The sequence below is a fragment of the Burkholderia sp. BCC1998 genome, assembly GCF_905339875.1.
Taxonomy (GTDB): domain Bacteria; phylum Pseudomonadota; class Gammaproteobacteria; order Burkholderiales; family Burkholderiaceae; genus Burkholderia.
Genome location: NZ_CAJPHE010000009.1, coordinates 215,734 through 233,611, shown reverse-complemented (window position 1 = coordinate 233,611; position 17,878 = coordinate 215,734). Strand labels below are relative to the sequence as shown.

Genomic DNA, 17,878 nt, shown 5'->3' with positions numbered 1-17,878 from the left:
TCGGAAGGTGGGCGGGACGCTCAGGTCCGCAGTCTCGGGTTCGACACGATCGAGCAGAGGTCGGCGAACAGCACGAGCGTCAGGTAGGCGACGCAGAAGATCAGCGTGCAGGCCTGGACCAGCGGGAAATCGCGATTGCCGACCGCATCGACCATCAGGCTCGCGAGGCCCGGATAGTTGAAGATCGTCTCGACGACGATCACGCCGCCGAGCAGGTACGACAGGCTCAGCGCGATCGCATTGGCGATCGGCCCGATCGCGTTCGGCAGCGCATGGCGCAGCACGACGCGCGCGGGGCTCGCGCCCTTGAGCACGGCCATCTCGACATACGACGCGCTCAACTGCTCGATCACCGCGGCGCGCGTCATCCGCGCCATCTGCGCGATCACGACCGCGCACAGCGTCAGCACCGGCATCGCGTACGCGCGCAGGAAATCGTGCAGGCTCTCGATCGGGCCGCTGTACGACAGTGCGGACAGCCAGTGCAGCTTCACGGCGAGCACGAGCACGGCGACCGTCGCGATCAGGAACTCAGGCGTCGCGACAAGCGCCAGCGTGCCGAGGCTGATCACGCGGTCGACCACCGACTCGCGCTTGACCGCAGCGAGGATGCCGAGCAGCAGCGCGATCGGCACCGACACGGCGGTCGTGATCGCCGCGAGCGCGAGCGACTTCGGCAGGCGCCCGCCGATCATCGCCGACACCGGCATGTCGCCGGACAGCGAACGGCCGAAATCGCCGTGCAGCAGCCCGGTGAGCCAGTTCAGGTAGCGCACGTGGGCCGGCATGTCGAGGCCGAACTGCTGGCGCAGCGCGGCGACCGTCTCGGGCGTCGCCGACTGGCCGAGCGCGGCCTGCGCGGCATCGCCCGGCAGCAGGTTCGTGATCGTGAAGATGATCGCGGACACGATCAGCAGCGTCAGCGCGGTGACCGCGATGCGCCGGCCGATCAGTCCAAGCAGGATTCGATTCATGAAACTTCACTCCCGTAAAGGCCGCGTGCGGCCGGCGCGGCAATCCGCACCGGCCGCACGGCGGCGGCACGCGCCGGCGTCAGGCGTTCCACCACACGTGCTCGGCGAACATGAAGCCCATCATCCCGCCGGTCGGGATCGAGCCGAGGCCCGCGATCCGCTTGTCGTAGCCGTCGAGGAAGCTGATGAAGGCCGGGATGCCGACCCTGCACTGCTGCGCGACGAGCACCTGCATGTCGCCGTACATCTGCTTGCGCTTCGCGTCGTCGGTTTCCGAGCGCGCGGCGAGCAGCAGCTGGTCGAACTTCGGGTTCTTCCAGCCCGACTCGTTCCACGGCGCGTCCGACTTGAAGAACTGCGTGAACAGCACGTCGGCGCTCGAACGCGGGTTGATGTTGCCGAAGCCGAGCGGATGCTTCATCCAGTGATTCGACCAGTAGCCGTCCGCCGACACGCGGTTCACCTGCAGGTTCAGCCCGATCTTCTGGCCGGCCTGCTGCAGCAGCACGGCCATCTCGATCGACCCGTTCGCGTCGGAGGTCGCATAGATCGGCGGCAGCGCGGCGCCCAGCGCGCCCGCCTTCTGGAACAGGAACTTCGCCTTGTCCGGATCGTACGGCCGCTGCGGCAGCGACGCGTTGAAGTAGCGATGTCCCGGCGGGATCGGCTGGTCGTTGCCGATCACCGCGTAGCCGCGGAACACCGCCGAGCGGATCTGCTCGCGATTGAACAGGTACTTCATCCCTTCGACGAAATCGGGGTTCGCGACGATCGGGTTGTCGCTGCGCATGATCAGGTCGGTATAGAGCCCCGACTTGGTTTCCTGCAGCGCATAGCCCGGCGTCGACGCGACCCGCTGCGTCGAGCGCGGATCGATCGCGTTGATCAGGTGCACGTCGCCCGACAGCAGCGCGTTCAGGCGCGCGGCGCTGTCGCTGATGCCGATCAGCTCGATCTCGTCGAGGTACGGCATCCCCGGCTTGAAGTAGCTGTCGTTGCGCACGCCGACGGTCGACACGCCCGGCTTGAACGACTTCAGCTTGTACGGGCCGCAACCGATGCCGGTGCTGAAATCGGTCGTGCCGTCCTTGACGATCACGAGTTGCGGCGTCGCGAGGATCACCGGCAGATCGGCATTCGCGCTCGCGAGCACGAGCGTGACCTCGTCCGGGCCGCTCGCCTTCGCGTCGGCGAACTGATCGGCGAGCGGCTTGACCTTCGACGCGGTGGCCGCGTTCTTGTGGCGCATCAGCGAGTACACCACGTCGGCCGGCGTGACCGGTTTCCCGTCGTGGAACGTGACGCCCTTGCGCAGCTTGATGATCCACGTCTTCGCGTCGGTCGTCTGCAACGACTGGGCGAGATTCATCTGCGGCGTCAGGCTCGCATCGAGCTGCGTGAGGCCGCTGTAGAACATGAAGAAACGAATGTAGTCGGCGCCCGTCGAACCCTTGGCCGGGTCGAGCGTATCGGCCGTCGAGCCCGATTCGTTCGCAACCCGAATCTTGCCGCCGCGCTTGGGCGCGGGTGCCGCAAAGGCAGTCCCGGGTTGCATCAGCAGCCCGCCGGCGCCGGCGGCCATCATGCCGCTCGCCGCCATGACCCGCATCATGTCGCGGCGCGTGAAGCCGCCCTTGCCGCCGTTGTCGATATCGTCGCTCATCCGAACTGCTCCTGACTGTGGAAAGTGGGTCCTGGGGTCCAGCGTGGTTCGAGAATCCCGTCGTGCCCGTGTGCTGGTCGCGGGCGCGACGTCGTGCGCATTGAGTTCATTTAAGCATCGCCAAAATGCGGGTTATCGCGATTCGGGGCGGCTGCACGATACGATTCGACCGTTTTGGACCGCCCGCGCAGCATGATTTGCTGCGTGACCACGCGTACCGCCGTCGGCTCGATGCCGCGTCGCGACCACTGCGCGATACGTGCGCGACGAAGGAAATCGTAAAGTGATACGCGCGGCAGATTGCGCCGACAAAATTGGCCGCGCGGCATCCGAAACGCGTTCGACGCACGCAAACCGCATGTTTGTGTGGAATGCGTGCTCGCGGCCCGGGGCGCCCGGTGCGACCGGAACGTCGCGCGCGCATCGGACGACGGGCGCCGGCCGCGCGGACGGCGGGCGCATGAAAGGTCAGGAGATTGCCGCGACATCGAAGCGGCTTTGCCGGACGACGGGCGGACAACAGGGATGCGGTCGGATGATCCGACGCCGGGCGCGAACCCGCGGGGGGCCGTCGAGCCGCGACTCCCCGCTGCGACGCGGTCGGCGCCGACAGGTTGGTGAGCACCACGCCGAACACTTGCCGGCGTGGCGTCAGGAAAACGAGGTGATGGCGTTGCCGGCGGATGCGCACGCGGCGGTCAGCAGTCGGGCGATCAGGCGGTCAGGCGGTCACGCAGTCACGCAGTCACGCAGTCACGCAGTCAGACAGTCAGACAGTCGAGCAATCAAGCCGTCAGCCTGAACACCGACACGGCGGTCCTCAACCGTGCCGCCTGTTCATCCAGCGAGGACGCGGCCGCGGCGGCCTGCTCCACCAGCGCGGCATTCTGCTGGGTCACTTCGTCCATCTGCGCGACCGCCAGGCCGATCTGCTCGATGCCGGTGCTTTGCTCGGCGGATGCCGCGGTAATCTCGCCCATGATGTCGGCGACCCGGTCGATCGACCGGACGATCTCCGTCATGCGCGCGCCGGCCGTCTCGACGAGCCGGCTGCCGCTGCCGACCCGCTCGACCGACGCCTCGATCAATCCCTTGATGTCTTTCGCGGCCGCCGCGCTGCGTTGCGCGAGCGAGCGGACCTCCGCGGCCACGACCGCGAACCCGCGCCCTTCCTCGCCGGCCCGCGCGGCTTCGACCGCGGCATTGAGCGCGAGAATGTTGGTCTGGAACGCGATGCTCTCGATCACGACGGTAATGTCGGCGATCCGCACCGATCCGTCCGAAATCTGCCGCATCGTTTCGACGACTTCCCGCACGGCCGCGCCGCCGAGTTCGGTAGCCTCCTTCGCGTGGGTCACGAGCGCATTCGCCTGACGTGCATTGTCGGCATTCTGTTTGACCGTCGACGTGATCTGTTCCATGCTGGCGGCCGTTTGCTGCAGCGACGCGGCCTGTTCCTCCGTGCGCTGGGACAGGTCCAGGTTGCCTTGCGCGATCTCGCCGGTGCCGACGGCAATCGAGCGGGTCGTGGTCTGGATGTCGGCGATGGTTTCGGTGAGTCGCGCCTTCATGTCGCCGAGCGCGACGAGCAGGCTGCCCGGCGCGGCGTGCGCCGTATCGAACTGCACGTCCAGTTCGCCGGCGGCGATGCGGGCCGCGATCCCGGCCGCCTGCGCGGGCTCGCCGCCCAGCGTCCGCCGGACGCTGCGCAACACACCCCACGCGATCGCCGCGAGCGCCGCGGCGATGACGAGCGTGATGGCGCCGAGCACCTGCGCGAGCCGCGCAAACGCCGCGTTGATGTCGTCGTAGAAGAATCCGGTGCCGATCCACCAGTCCCAGTCCGGAACGGCGACCACGCCCTGCAGTTTCGGCTCCACGTCCGCGTCCGGGCTGCGCTTGATCAGCACGTCGACGAGCGCGAAATGCGCCTGGGCCATTCCGGCGCGGTACGCCTCGCTGTCGGTCAGGCCGCTGGTCGTGCGGTTGCCCTTCGCGCGGGTGCCGATGAACTTCGCGTTCGGATGCACGAGGTTGACGCCGTCGGACGTCGTCACCCAGTAGTAGCTCTTCGAATTCGCATTGAGCGCGGACAACGCGGCCTTGGCCTGCTGCTGAGCCTGCTCCCGGGTGAGCGTTCCGCTCGCCTGCATCGCGCGATACGAGTCGACCAGATGCTCGGCTTTGGTCAGCAGAATGACGATCTCGTCACGACGGCTGTCGATCAGCGCGTCGCGCAGCGTGTGCAGCGACATCGCGGCGAGCAATGCAACGCCGAGCAGCGCCGCGACGACGAGCATCAGCAGTTTCGTGGACAACTTCATGCGGGGGCCTCGCGATATTAACCGTTCGGTACAGATATCGGCTCGGACGGCCCCGCCTTGAATGGCGCCGTATCGGTAATTACCCTTGGTTCGTGCGGTGAGCGAACGCGTAAAGCGGCAAGGCCGTCGCGCCCCCTCATGGCCGATCTCGACGGGCATGCCGGGACGGCCGCGCACGCAGCGCACGCCGCCGCCCGCCGGCGCGGCGGCGCTTACAGCCCGAGCTGCGTCGCGAGGTGGCCGATGTCCGACACCTCGTAATAGTTGTAGAACGGCGTGCCCGGCTCGTGCCCGCGATTGACGAACGCCTTGTGCTTGATGCCGAGATCCTCGGCCGTCATCAGGTCGTAGCGCAGGCTCGACGACACGTGCAGCACGTCCTCGGGCTTGCAGCCGAGCTTGCCGAACATGTATTCGAAGCCCTGCATGCGCGGCTTGTACGATTGCGCCTGCTGAGCGGTGAACACCGCATGGAACGGCGCGCCGAGCTTGTCGACGTTGCTCATGATCTGCTCGTCCATGGCGTTCGACAGGATCACGAGCTTGTACTTCTGCGCGAGCCGCGACAGGCCGGCCGGCACGTCCGGATGCGGGCCCCACGTCGGCACCGCATGATAGAAGCGCTCGGCCTCGGCTTCGTCGAACGGCGTGCCGATGCGCGCGCAGGTGCGCCGGATCGCGTTGACGACGACGTCGCGGTACGGCTTCCACGCCCCGAGCACCTCGTCGAGCCGATAGGCGGCGAACGCGCGCACGAAATCCTCCATCGCGACCGGCGACAGCCGGTCCGCGTAGATCTCGCGCGCCAGGTCCGCCATCTGGAAGCGGGTCAGCGTGCCGTAGCAGTCGAACGTGATGAACTTCGGTTCAAATTGGATCATGGTGAGGTCCTGTCGGTATGAAACCCCGGCAGGGCCGGGGACGGGCTGGGTTCAACGCAATTGAATCAGGGCAAAAAATCCGTCGCGCATCGTTCGACGCCGGTCGAAACGCAGATTCGCCGCGTGTTGCGGGCCGCGGGCAGCACGATCTGCGGCACGGCCGCGCGCGGCGCCGCGGGCCGCCCGGCATGCTTCGCGCAACCGCGGCGCGCCAACTACCCGGCGGCCCCGGCGCGGCTCGCCCGGGCGGCGCCGCTGCAGTTCCATCGTAGTGTCATTCCCACAGCAGAAGCTGTCGGATTGGCGTGCCGCGCCGGCATGAAGCGCGCGTTCGCGCGCGCCGATCGCGCCGGTTTGCGTCGATCTCGCCCGGCCGCCCGCCGTCGCCGGAAAACAGGCGAATCGTCCTATCCGCGCCGCGGTGTCGCTGGCAGAGTCGATATGTCATTCCTACCCATCCGGAGTCCGGCGTGTCCGATCTCAACCCTTCCAGCACGCTCATCTATCGTCCGTTCACCGACACCGACCTGCCCGCCGCGCATCGTCTGTCGGAAGCGGTCAAGTGGCCGCACCGTCTCGACGACTGGCGCTTCGCGCTCCAGCTCGGCCACGGCTTCGTCGCCGAAGACGAAGGCGGCATCGTCGGCACCGCGCTCGGCTGGCGCTTCGGCGACGCGCACGCATCGCTCGGCATGGTGATCGTGTCGCCCGAGCGCCAGAGCCGCGGCATCGGCCGCGAACTGCTCGCGCGCGTCGTCGACAGCCTCGGCGCACGCACGATCTTCCTGCATGCGACGCCGTCCGGCGAACCGCTCTACGTGAAATTCGGCTTCGAGGCGATCGGCACGATCGACCAGCACCAGGGTGCCGCGTTCCAGCCGCCGCTGATCTCGCTGCCGCCGGGCGAGCGCCTGCGCCCGCTCGGCACCAACGACGGCCCGCGCCTCGCGGCGCTCGCCTCGCGCGCGGCAGGTTATCCGCGCGACGCGGTGATCGATGCGCTGCTCGGCGTCGCGAACGGGATCGCGCTCGATCGCGACGGCGAACTGCTCGGCTTCGCGCTGTTCCGCCGCTTCGGCCGCGGCCATGTGATCGGCCCGGTGATCGCGCCCGACGCGCTGCGCGCGCAGGCGCTGATCAGCCACTGGCTCGCGCTGCACGAAGGGATGTTCGTGCGGCTCGACGTGCCGGGCGACAGCGGGCTGTCGGACTGGCTGCAGGGGCTCGGGCTGCCGCGCGTCGACACGGTCGTCGCGATGGCGCGCGGCGCGGCGCCCGCGCGCGACCCGGCGCTGCGCACGTTCGCGATCGTCAACCAGGCGCTCGGCTGAGCGGCACGCGCGATGAGCTTTCTCTACAAGGCCGACCCGGTGCGCGGCGCGCAATGGGCGCAGCGCTTCGCGCAACAGGCGCCCGACCTCCCGTTCCGGATCTGGCCGGACCTCGGCGACCCTGAAACCGTCCGCTATCTCGCCGCCTGGCAGCCGCCCGACGATCCGGCCGCGCTGCTGCCGAATCTCGAGGTCGTGTTCTCCGTCGGCGCCGGCATCGACCAGTTCGACCTGTCGCGCGTGCCCGCGCACATCCCGGTCGTGCGGATGATCGAGCCGGGCATCGTCGAAGGGATGGTCGAGTACGTGACGCAGGCGGTGCTGACGATCCACCGCGACCTGTTCGACTACGCGGCGCAGCAGCGCGCGCAGGTGTGGCGCGAGCGGCCGGTGCGCGCGGCCGCGTCGCGGCGCGTCGGCGTGCTCGGGCTCGGCACGCTCGGCCAAGCCGTGCTCGACACGCTGCGGCGCTTCGGCTTCCCGTGCGCCGGCTGGAGCCGCACGCCGCGCACGCTCGACGGCATCGACTGCTACGCGGGCGACGCGGCACTCGACGCGTTCCTCGCGCGCACCGACATCCTGATCTGCCTGCTCCCGCTCACCGACGGCACGCGCGGGCTGCTCGGCGCACGCGTGTTCGACGCGCTGCCGGCCGGCGCGTCGCTCGTGCAGGTCGGGCGCGGCCCGCAGCTCGACGAGGCCGCGTTGCTCGCGGCGCTCGCGAGCGGCCGGCTCGACAGCGCGATCCTCGACGTGACGGACCCCGAGCCGTTGCCGGCCGGCCACCCGTTCTGGACCCACGCGCGTATCCGGATCACGCCGCACATCGCGAGCGCGACGCGGCCCGATACCGCGGTCGACGCCGTGCTCGCGAACCTCGCGCGCCACCGCGCGGGCCAGCCGATGATCGGCGTCGTCGATCGCGCGCGCGGCTACTGACGCGCGCGCCCGGCCCGGCGGGGCGCGCAGCAGAAAATGCCGAAGCGTCCCGTGCAAACACCGTTTTCATACGTTTCAGGGCGCAAATTGAAGACACGTGCGGATTTCTCGCCCGGTAGCATGAACTCACGCTGACACCCGACGAGAGTCCCTCCCCGCCATGAACCAAGCCGCGCTGATCGAAGCCGATCGTCAACACCTGATCCACCCCGTCGTCAATTACCGCGTGCACGAGGCGCGCGGCGTCACCGTGCTCGACTCCGCGAGCGGCGTGTTCCTGCGCGACGCCGACGGCCATACGCTGCTCGATGCGTTCTCGGGCCTGTGGTGCGTGAACGTCGGCTACGGCCGCGACAGCATCGTGAAGGCCGCCGCCGACCAGATGGCGAAGCTGCCCTACGCGACCGGCTATTTCCATTTCGGCTCGCAACCGGCGATCGAGCTGGCCGAGCGGCTCGCCGCGCTCGCGCCGCCTTCGCTGAACCGCGTGTACTTCACGCTCGGCGGCTCGGACGCGGTCGACTCCGCGGTGCGCTTCATCACGCACTATTTCAACGCGACCGGCCGCCCGTCGAAGAAGCACATGATCGCGCTCGAGCGCGGCTATCACGGCTCGTCGTCGATCGGCGCCGGCCTGACCGCGCTGCCGGCGTTCCACCGTCATTTCGACCTGCCGCGCGCGGACCAGCACCACATCCCGTCGCCCTACCCGTACCGCCATCCGCTCGGCGACGATCCGCAGGCGCTGATCGGCGCGTCGGTCGCCGCGCTGGAAGCGAAAGTCGCCGAACTCGGCGCGGACAACGTCGCCGCGTTCTTCTGCGAACCGGTGCAGGGTTCCGGCGGCGTGATCGTGCCGCCGGCCGGCTGGCTGAAGGCAATGCGCGACGCGTGCCGGCGCCTCGGCATCCTGTTCGTCGCCGACGAGGTGATCACCGGCTTCGGCCGCACGGGGCCGCTGTTCGCGTGCGAGACCGAACAGGTCGACCCGGACCTGATGACCGTCGCGAAGGGCCTGACCGCCGGCTACGCGCCGATGGGCGCGGTGCTGATGTCCGACGAAATCTACGAAGGCATCGCGGGCAGCCGCGCGGAGTCTGCCGCGGTCGGTCACGGGCATACGTATTCCGCGCATCCGGTCAGCGCGGCGATCGGCCTCGAAGTGCTGAAGCTCTATCACGAAGGCGGGCTGCTCGCGAACGGCCAGGCGCTGGCGCCGCGCTTCGCGGCGGGGCTCGATGCGCTGCGCGCGCATCCGCTCGTCGGCGACGCGCGTTCGGCCGGCCTGCTCGGCGCGCTCGAGCTGGTGGCCGACAAGGCGCACAAGACGCGCTTCGACCCGGCGCTGAACGTGCCGGACAAGATCGCGGCGGCCGCGTACGCGAACGGCGTGGTGTTTCGCGCGTTCGGCGACGGCGTGCTCGGTTTCGCGCCGGCGCTGAGCTTCACCGCGGACGAGTTCGACCTGATGTTCGAACGCGTGCGCAAGACGCTCGACGACGTGCTGGCCGACCCGGGCGTGCAGCGCGCGCTCGACGTCGCGCACGCGCAGCCGGCCTGACGGGCCGAGGGAAAGCCGGGCTTGTGGCGGCCATCGTTCGACTCTAAAGTAACCGGACATTCCATTTTTTCCCCTCTCACGTAACCATGACGGACAGCAAGCTGGATCGCATCGACCTGCGCATCCTCTCCCAGTTGCAGAAGCGCGGCCGCATGACCAACGTCGAGCTGGCCGATGCGGTCGGGCTGTCGCCGAGCCCGTGCCTGATTCGCGTGAAGCGGCTCGAGAAGGCCGGCTACATCGGCGGCTACGGCGCGCACATCCAGCTCGAGAAGCTCGGCGACGTGCAGGTCGTGTTCACCGAGGTCACGCTGGCCGACCACCGGCGCGAGGACTTCGACCGCTTCGTCGCGGCGATCCGCAACGTCGACGAGATCGTCGAATGCCACCTCGCGAGCGGCGGCTACGACTATCTGCTGAAGTTCATCACGCGCAGCGTGAGCCATTACCAGACGATCGTCGAAGGGCTGCTCGAGCAGAACATCGGCATCGAGAAGTATTTCAGTTACGTGATCATCAAGTCGCCGTTCGTCAAACGGCACTACCCGCTCGAATCGCTGTTCGGCGAACGGCACTGACCGCAGCACGCGGCACCCTTGAACGCGGCAGCCCGCTGTCCGCGCGGGGTCGTCGCGCGCCGGCGTCGCCGCCGAACCGCCTCACCCAAGGACCTGTCATGCCGCTTACGCTGTCCCGCACCGAACTCGTTCGCACCGCCAACCTGATCGACGGCACCTGGCGCGACGCGCTCGACGGCCGTCGCTTCGACGTCACCGATCCGGCGACGCTCGACCTCGTTGCCCACGCACCCGACAGCGGCACCGCCGACGCGCGCGCCGCGACCGACGCGGCCGCACGCGCGCTGCCCGGCTGGCGCGCGACGCCCGCGCGCGAACGCGCCGCGATCCTGCGCGCGTGGCACGCGGCGATCGTCGCGCACACCGACGATCTCGCGAAGCTGATGTCGCGCGAACAGGGCAAGCCGCTCGCCGAAGCGCGCGGCGAAGTCGCCTATGGCGCGTCGTACGTGCTGTGGTTCGCCGAGGAAGCGACGCGCACGTATGGCGACCTGATTCCGCAGCAGCAGCGCGGCAAGCGGTTGAGTGCGGTGAAGGAGCCGATCGGCATCGTCGCCGCGATCACGCCGTGGAATTTCCCGCTCGCGATGATCGCGCGCAAGATCGCGCCCGCGCTCGCGGCCGGCTGCACGGTCGTCGCGAAGCCGGCGGAGGACACGCCGCTCACCGCGCTCGCGCTGGCCTTCCTCGCGCAGGAAGCCGGCGTGCCGCCCGGCGTGCTGAACCTGATCGCTGCGTCGCGCGAACGCGGCATCGACGCGGTGGCCGACTGGCTCGCCGACGGCCGCGTGCGCAAGATCACGTTCACCGGCTCGACGCCCGTCGGCAAGCTGCTCGCGCGCGAGTCGGCCGCGACGCTGAAGAAGCTGTCGCTGGAGCTCGGCGGCAATGCGCCGTTCATCGTGTTCGACGATGCCGAGCTCGACGCCGCGGTCGACGGGCTGATGGCCGCCAAGTTCCGCAACGGCGGCCAGACCTGCGTGTCGCCGAACCGCGTGTACGTGCAGGCCGGCGTCTACGAGGCTTTCGCCGCAAAGCTCGCCGCGCGCGTTGCCGCGCTGAAGGTTGCGCCTGCAACCGACCCGGCCGCGCAGATCGGCCCGATGATCAACGCGCGCGCGGTCGACAAGATCGCGCGCCACGTCGGCGACGCGATCGAGCGTGGCGCGCGCGTGCTGACGGGCGGCACGCGCCTGACCGAACTCGGGCCGCACTACTACGCGCCGACGGTGCTCGCCGACGCCACCGCCGACATGCAGCTGACCTGCGAGGAAACCTTCGGCCCGGTCGCCGCGCTGTTCCGGTTCGATACCGAGGACGAAGCCGTCGATGCCGCGAACGACACGCCGTTCGGGCTTGCCGCGTATTTCTACACGCAGGACGTGCGGCGCATCGCGCGCGTGTCGGCGCGGCTCGAAACCGGCATCGTCGGGATCAACGAAGGCGCGCTCGCGAGCGAGGCCGCACCGTTCGGCGGCGTGAAGGAATCGGGCTACGGCCGCGAAGGCTCGCGCTACGGGCTCGACGACTACCTGTCGATCAAGTACCTGTGCCAGGGCGGGCTCGACTGATCCCGCGTCGGCGCGTGCAGCCGCCCGGCGCTGCCGCGGCTGCATGCCCGTTGCGCGGTGCGCCGCTGCCGCACACGTTTGCGGCGCCGGGTGCGGTGATCGCGGCGCGAATCGGCCTCGATTTCCGGGCATACTTGCCGTTAACCCGGATTTGACCCGCGCCGCTGCTGACGCAGCGAGCTTCCCGCACGAGCGCCAGCCATGCCTGCACCCACTTCGATCGAGAAAATTGCCGACTGGGCCGGCCGCAATTACTTGATCGTCGGCGTGCTGGGCACGCTGATGTCGCTCGCGGCGCTCGGCATCAGCGCGGCCACGCTGTGGGCCGCACGCAGCGAAGTGGTCGAACATGCGCACGAGACGTCGCGCAACGTCGCCGCCGTCCTGGTCAGCGAGATCGGGCGCACCGTCGAAACGTCCAACAATGCGCTCGTCGCACTCGCCGCCAACCTCCGCAACCCCGCGGTCGCGCGCATCGACACCGGGCTGCGTCACGACGTGCTGTTCGAGCGCACGACCGCGCAATACATGACCGGCATGGGCGTGACGAACCGCGACGGCCGGCAGATCGACGGATGCTGCGGCCCGCTCCACAACTGGGATTTCAGCGATCGCGACTACTTCAAGGTCCATCGCGATGCGCACAACGTCGGCCTCTACGTGTCCGAGGCGTATAGCGCGCGTTCGCGCGGCGGCACGAGATCCATCGCGCTGTCGCGGCGCATCGAACGGCCGGATCACTCGTTCGACGGAATCGTGGTGGTCGCGATCGACCTCGCCTACTTCGATCACCTGCTGTCGCGCCTGAACGTCGGACCGCATGGCGTCAGCGCGATCCTGCGCGCGGACGGCACGATCCTCGCGAGAAACCCGCCGTTGAGCGATCAGCAGATCAGCCGGCTGCGCCGCACGAAGTCGTTCGTGCAGATGCTGAGCCGCGACTCGGGCTTCTATGCGGCGCGCTCGAGCATCGACGGCGTCGCGCGGCTTTATACGTACCAGCACGTGCCCGGCACGCCGTTGATCGCGGTCGTCGCCCCGGCCGAGGGCGACGTGCTGGCCGGCATCACGCGCCTGACGTGGACGGTCGGCGTGTCGGCGTCCGTCATCGGCGCGCTGTTCTGCGCGGTGGTGTGGCTGCTCGCGTTCGCGCTGCGCGACAACCTGCGCAAGCAGACGCTGCTCACCGACCAGACGCGCACCGATCCGCTGACGGGCCTGCACAACCGCCGCGCGCTCGATGCGGCGCTCGCCGACGAATGGGAGCGGCTGCAGCGCGGCAGCGGCGGCAGCCTGTCGGTGCTGTTCATCGACGCCGACCACTTCAAGCAGTACAACGACCGCTACGGCCATGCGCAAGGCGACACGGCGCTGCGCTTTCTCGCCGAATGCATCCGTGCGAACGTGCGGCGGCGCGGCGACATCGCGGCACGCTACGGCGGCGAGGAATTCGTCGCGGTGCTGCCCGATACGGACGAAAGCGGCGCCGCGGAAGTCGCGGAAGCGATCCGGCGCGCCGTCGAACACAGCCGGCTCGACGGCTTCGATGCAACGATTCCGCCGTTCACGGTCAGCATCGGCTGCGCGACCGGCCATCGCGCGCACCCGCGGACCGTGCATGCGCTGTCGCATCAGGCGGACCTCGCGCTCTATGCGGCCAAGCGGCACGGCAGAAACCGCGTGTGCCGCGCCGACGCGGATTCGGCCGCCGAGGCGGCGTGATCGCGCCGGTTATCGTCGTCGTTCCGGGGAACACCAGTCCGGCCGGACGCACGCATGGCCGGCGCGTTGCGATGCGCTGCCGATGGCCCGCTCGCCTCCCATCACGTTCAGTATCACGAATTCACCAAATAGTGAGCATTCGCGTGCTTCGACCGCGCCGCGCAACAAATCCTTAACGGCTGCGTCACGATCGCCCACGACAATCCGCCATCTTCAACACACCGGATGGAGTTTTGCATGTTTGCGTCACGAAGCCGTTTCCCGCTGCACGTCGCAGCGCTGTCGAGTGCGATCGTTCTCGCCGCGTGCGGCGGCGGCGACGATGTCGCGTCGACCACCCCGACCAGCGCGGCCATGCCGGCGCCGCCGGCCGACCCCGGCTTCGTCGACAGCGCACCCGTGCCGAGCGTGCCGGCCTTCGTCGACAACATCGCGACCAACCAGCGCGGCGACGCGCGCTATGCGACGCTGTCGACCAACGCCGCGGTACGCGTGGTGAGCCGCTTCCTCGACCTGTGGCAGCCGTCGACGATGCTCGTCGACGCGGGCGTGACCGCGGCCGCGAACGGCGCGTTTCCGGCGATCTCGCCGTCGACCTGCTCGGGCCTGCCCGGCAGCGGCACGCCGTGCGGCACGATCCTGAACGACACGGTGCTGGCGGCCAATGTTCAATACGTGATCAACGCAACGACCGCGCGCACGCAACAGCAGGCCGATGCCGCCTACTTCGACGACCGGCGCGGCAAGGGCTACAGCGTGACCGACGGCATGGGCCCGCTCACCGACGCGTGGCGCACGGCCGCGCAGCAGACGACCAGCATCACCAGCGTGCCCGCCGACGCCACCACGGTGCTGTACAACGACAGCGGCAACAACGTCGGCGTCGGCAGCAGCGCCAACGCGAACTTCGGGAAAGTCGTCGACCTGCTCAACGAAATGGGCAACAACGCGTCGACCGAACCGTCGAAGCGCTTCTACAAGTACGCACGGCCGTACCGCTGGAGCGCGAGCGTGGTCGTCGCGCCGACGCTCGTGCCGGCGGAAAGCACGACGCCCGCGACCGACGGCGGCTTCATCAGCGGCCACACGGCCGAAGCGATGCGCGACGCGATGACGATGGCGTGGCTCGTGCCGGAGCGCTTCCAGGAGATGGTCAGCCGCGGCCTCGAACTGGGCGAGAACCGGATCCTCGCCGGCATGCACTCGCCGCTCGACGTGATCGGCGGCCGCATGCTCGCGCTGGCCATCAGCGCGGCGAACCTCACCGCGTACGCGAGCGACGCGCAGGCCGCGTACGGTCAGGCTCACCAGGCGCTTCAGCAACTCACGGGGACGACCGGCGCAACCTTCGCCGCGTTCGCGCATTCGGGCACGACGGCCACCGACCGGTTCGCCGATTACGCGACCAACAAGGCCGCTTTCACGCGCCGCATGACGTTCGGCTTCGGCGCGATCGAATCGGCCGATGCACCGGCCGTCGTGCCGAAGGGCGCGGAGGTTCTGCTGCAGACGCGCTTCCCGTACCTGAGCGCCGACCAGCGGCGCGTCGTGCTGAAGACCACCGAAGTGCAGTCCGGCTATCCGGTGATGGACGATGCGGAAGGCTGGGGCCGCCTGAACCTGTTCGCCGCGGGCGACGGCTACGGCGCGTTCAACGGCAACGTGATCGTGTCGATGGATGCGTCGCAGGGCGGGCTCAATGCGGCCGACCAGTGGCGCAACGACATCGCGGGCGCGGGCAAGCTGACGCTGCAAGGCACCGGCACGCTGACGCTGGCGGGCGACAACCGCTATACGGGCGGCACGCAGGTCAGCGGCGGCACGCTCGCCGCGGCATCGGCAAGCGCGTTCGGCACCGGCGACGTGTACGTCGGCGCCGGCGGCAGCGTGAAGATCGCGGCCAGCGCACCCGTCACGATCGCGACGCGCTACACGCAGCTCGACAACACGACGCTCGAACTCGACATCGACGGCAACGGCGGCGGACGCCTGCGCGTGGGCGGCCCGCTCACCGTCGCCGGCGGCACGCTGCACGTGAAGTTCGTGAACGGCTATGCGCCGAAGGCCGGCGACACGATCGCGCTGATCGACGGCGCGGCGGCTTCCGCGAAGTTCTCGACCGTGACGGTCGACGGGTTCAAGGCGACGCCGGTTTATACGGCGACGGGGGTGTCGGTCAGGTTGTCGGCATCGTAACCGGCAGCGGCCGTCGGGTCACGCCGGGCGCACCGCGTAGCCTGTTTGCGTCGATCACTAACGCGTTTCAGTTCGATTCGGTTTGCCGTCGGCCGTCCCGTCGGCGGCAAACCGCCATTCTGCTTCGAAGGTCTCGGTTCTCGGTCGTCATGGTCCGACTGCATGTGTCCACCCGGACACTCATCATGAGCTTTCGCACAGATAATGACAAATTTCACATACTTTTATCGCAGCAGATTCGCTAGGATCATTTCCCTGCTTTTCCGATCCATATTTTCTCGCAGGGAATGGCGAAAAATGAAGAAACCTGTCCGACGCGCAATCATGGCATTTGCGCTTTTGATAAATGCGCAGCTTTCGAACGCGCAAGCCATTGCGGTTGACACGCCGCAATCCAATGGCGCTCTGCCCGTGACGCTACCTCAACCGGATTACGCTTCGCAGCGCGTGAAAGTCGGTTTGTCGAGCGCAGAAACGACGCTCGTCCTTCCGTGGTTCGTGGAGGAACTGATCGCGACAATCGACACCAGCCATTCACTGAATGAAGCAGCCAGTGATTATGCAGGGCGTTTAAAGCGTGGTCTTTAATCAATAGTCCGTCACCAAACCTGACGGTAACCAGACGCCAGAACGCCCGCTGCGCCGCATCGGGCATTTTCTGTTTCAGCGCGTACGACGGACATCCGTCATATTTTGAATTGTCGACGGAGCCTATAAGCCATTAACCGTCGGCATGATTGCCCGGCGTTGATGCCGGCACCTTTTCATCAGGAGGTAGCGCATGAACCGCATACCGGACGAATCGACCGCGTTCCGGATCGGTGCTCGTCGCGTTCGAACGATGCAGCTGGACGGCGGCATCCTGGCCGCACAGGTGGGTAGCGAACCACCCGCGGTCATCGTACTGAACGGCGGACAAGCCTTCGTCTCGAAGACGACCAAGCGCCGGCTGCGGCGCGACCTGCTCCGCGTCGCCGGTATCTTGCCGCCCGACACGCCATTCGTCCTGCTCGGGTATCCTGACAAGCCCGGTGCGCAATACCGAATCGCCGACATCGTCGAGCATCTCGCGCGCGGCATCGCCGCGCATTGGCAGTGCACGACGCTCATCGGCATCTCGTTCGGCGGCGTCGTGGCGGCGCGCCTCGCGGCCGCCCACCCGGAACGCGTCTCGCGACTCGGGCTGGTGTCGAGCGCGCATCGCCTCGCCCCGAAAGGCTACCGGCTCATCGAGCAGCAAATCGTGCATACGACCCGCTCCGATTTCGTCCGTCTGCTCGAAACGATGTCCGGATGCTTCCGCGCCAGCTGGCGCAACATGCTCCTGCGCGCGGCGCTGTTCAGTCGACGCCGCCACGTCGCGTCATCGGTCAACGAACGACACGTCATCGTCCGCACGCTGCGCGCATTGCGTGACGATGCACGCGACGATTCGCCGTGGCCGCGGCGGATCCGCGCGGATACGTTGATCGTCGGCGGCGCCGACGACCCGATCTTCGCCGACGCGGCGCTCGAAACTTCCGCGTGGGTGCCGTCGGTGACCCATCATGCGCTGCCAGGCGAAGGGCACATGGTGATGATCGAGCGCAGGAAGCAGGTTGCGCGACTCGTTCGGACTTGGCTCGCCGCGTGATCCTGATGTTCGCGTCCGAATAGACGCCTGCGCACAATCGATCCCTGAGATCTGGCGCACGACGCGGCCGCACCGGGTACGAAATATGCGCACATCCCGGGTTGCCGGTTGCCCGGCAGATATTGCAACGCAGGCAACCGGCGTCATGACCCACAATTACAGGAGAAAAGTGATGACCCTGCTTATCTACCTGCTCGGATGGATCGTTTTCATCGCCGGCGTGGCATGGGGCCTGATGACGCTGCATGTGTCGCAGCACATCATCGAGATCGTCGCCGTCATTCTGTTCGGCATCGCGGTAATCACGGGCGCGACGCGCGCGCGCCATCGCGACCGCACGTAGTCGCGGAACGGGCGCCGGATTTCGATGCATTCAGGCGTCGCGCAGGTCAACGGCCCGTCGCCGGACGCCCGCGCGGGTTATCCGTACTACCCGCGGCGGCGCTTCGTGCCGCCGCCGCCGCGGGCGTGCGTCGATTTCATCGAGGCGCAGGCGCGGTAGAAC

General features: G+C 68.2%; 15 protein-coding genes. 11 read left to right on the top strand and 4 right to left on the bottom strand.

Annotated elements, in window-relative coordinates:
* Positions 1-20: 20 nt before the first annotated feature.
* The 4 genes from U5A56_RS18320 to U5A56_RS18305 all read right to left on the bottom strand — a co-directional run bounded on the left by U5A56_RS18320 (position 21) and on the right by U5A56_RS18305 (position 5,842).
* On the bottom strand, positions 21-974 hold the full coding sequence (locus tag U5A56_RS18320) for an ABC transporter permease (protein ID WP_044844269.1): 954 nt from the start codon (positions 972-974) through the stop codon (positions 21-23).
* 79 nt (positions 975-1,053) lie between these two features.
* Positions 1,054-2,637, bottom strand: coding sequence for an ABC transporter substrate-binding protein (locus tag U5A56_RS18315; RefSeq protein ID WP_321923840.1), 1,584 nt, complete (start codon positions 2,635-2,637; stop codon positions 1,054-1,056).
* Between the two features lie 785 nt (positions 2,638-3,422).
* A complete protein-coding gene (locus U5A56_RS18310) occupies positions 3,423-4,961 on the bottom strand; it encodes a methyl-accepting chemotaxis protein (protein WP_321923898.1) in 1,539 nt (512 codons plus the stop codon).
* 212 nt (positions 4,962-5,173) lie between these two features.
* Positions 5,174-5,842, bottom strand: coding sequence for a haloacid dehalogenase type II (locus tag U5A56_RS18305; RefSeq protein WP_044844272.1), 669 nt, complete (start codon positions 5,840-5,842; stop codon positions 5,174-5,176).
* 470 nt (positions 5,843-6,312) lie between these two features.
* On the opposite strand from U5A56_RS18305, the gene U5A56_RS18300 reads away from it, so the two are divergent.
* The 11 genes from U5A56_RS18300 to U5A56_RS18250 all read left to right on the top strand — a co-directional run bounded on the left by U5A56_RS18300 (position 6,313) and on the right by U5A56_RS18250 (position 17,875).
* On the top strand, positions 6,313-7,173 hold the full coding sequence (locus tag U5A56_RS18300; protein WP_321801968.1) for a GNAT family N-acetyltransferase: 861 nt from the start codon (positions 6,313-6,315) through the stop codon (positions 7,171-7,173).
* A 12-nt stretch (positions 7,174-7,185) separates the two neighbouring features.
* A complete protein-coding gene (locus U5A56_RS18295) occupies positions 7,186-8,112 on the top strand; it encodes a 2-hydroxyacid dehydrogenase (protein ID WP_257774280.1) in 927 nt (308 codons plus the stop codon).
* A 160-nt stretch (positions 8,113-8,272) separates the two neighbouring features.
* A complete protein-coding gene (locus U5A56_RS18290) occupies positions 8,273-9,673 on the top strand; it encodes an aspartate aminotransferase family protein (RefSeq protein WP_321923837.1) in 1,401 nt (466 codons plus the stop codon).
* Positions 9,674-9,759: 86 nt separating this feature from the next.
* The gene (locus U5A56_RS18285; RefSeq protein ID WP_006749694.1) at positions 9,760-10,251 is read left to right on the top strand and encodes an Lrp/AsnC family transcriptional regulator; all 492 of its coding nucleotides are present in this window, start codon (positions 9,760-9,762) and stop codon (positions 10,249-10,251) included.
* A 98-nt stretch (positions 10,252-10,349) separates the two neighbouring features.
* Positions 10,350-11,822 carry an NAD-dependent succinate-semialdehyde dehydrogenase gene (locus U5A56_RS18280; protein WP_321923835.1) on the top strand — a complete coding sequence of 491 codons (1,473 nt, stop codon included), beginning with the start codon at positions 10,350-10,352 and terminating at the stop codon, positions 11,820-11,822.
* Between the two features lie 201 nt (positions 11,823-12,023).
* A complete protein-coding gene (locus U5A56_RS18275) occupies positions 12,024-13,544 on the top strand; it encodes a GGDEF domain-containing protein (protein WP_321923833.1) in 1,521 nt (506 codons plus the stop codon).
* 237 nt (positions 13,545-13,781) lie between these two features.
* Positions 13,782-15,740 carry a phosphatase PAP2 family protein gene (locus U5A56_RS18270; RefSeq protein WP_321923831.1) on the top strand — a complete coding sequence of 653 codons (1,959 nt, stop codon included), beginning with the start codon at positions 13,782-13,784 and terminating at the stop codon, positions 15,738-15,740.
* 297 nt (positions 15,741-16,037) lie between these two features.
* Entirely contained in the window at positions 16,038-16,328 is a 291-nt protein-coding gene (locus U5A56_RS18265) for a hypothetical protein (RefSeq protein ID WP_321923829.1), read from the top strand.
* Between the two features lie 193 nt (positions 16,329-16,521).
* Positions 16,522-17,373, top strand: coding sequence for an alpha/beta fold hydrolase (locus tag U5A56_RS18260; protein ID WP_321923827.1), 852 nt, complete (start codon positions 16,522-16,524; stop codon positions 17,371-17,373).
* 172 nt (positions 17,374-17,545) lie between these two features.
* A complete protein-coding gene (locus U5A56_RS18255; RefSeq protein WP_185640854.1) occupies positions 17,546-17,716 on the top strand; it encodes a hypothetical protein in 171 nt (56 codons plus the stop codon).
* Between the two features lie 24 nt (positions 17,717-17,740).
* Positions 17,741-17,875, top strand: coding sequence for a hypothetical protein (locus U5A56_RS18250; RefSeq protein ID WP_321923825.1), 135 nt, complete (start codon positions 17,741-17,743; stop codon positions 17,873-17,875).
* Positions 17,876-17,878 lie beyond the last annotated feature (3 nt).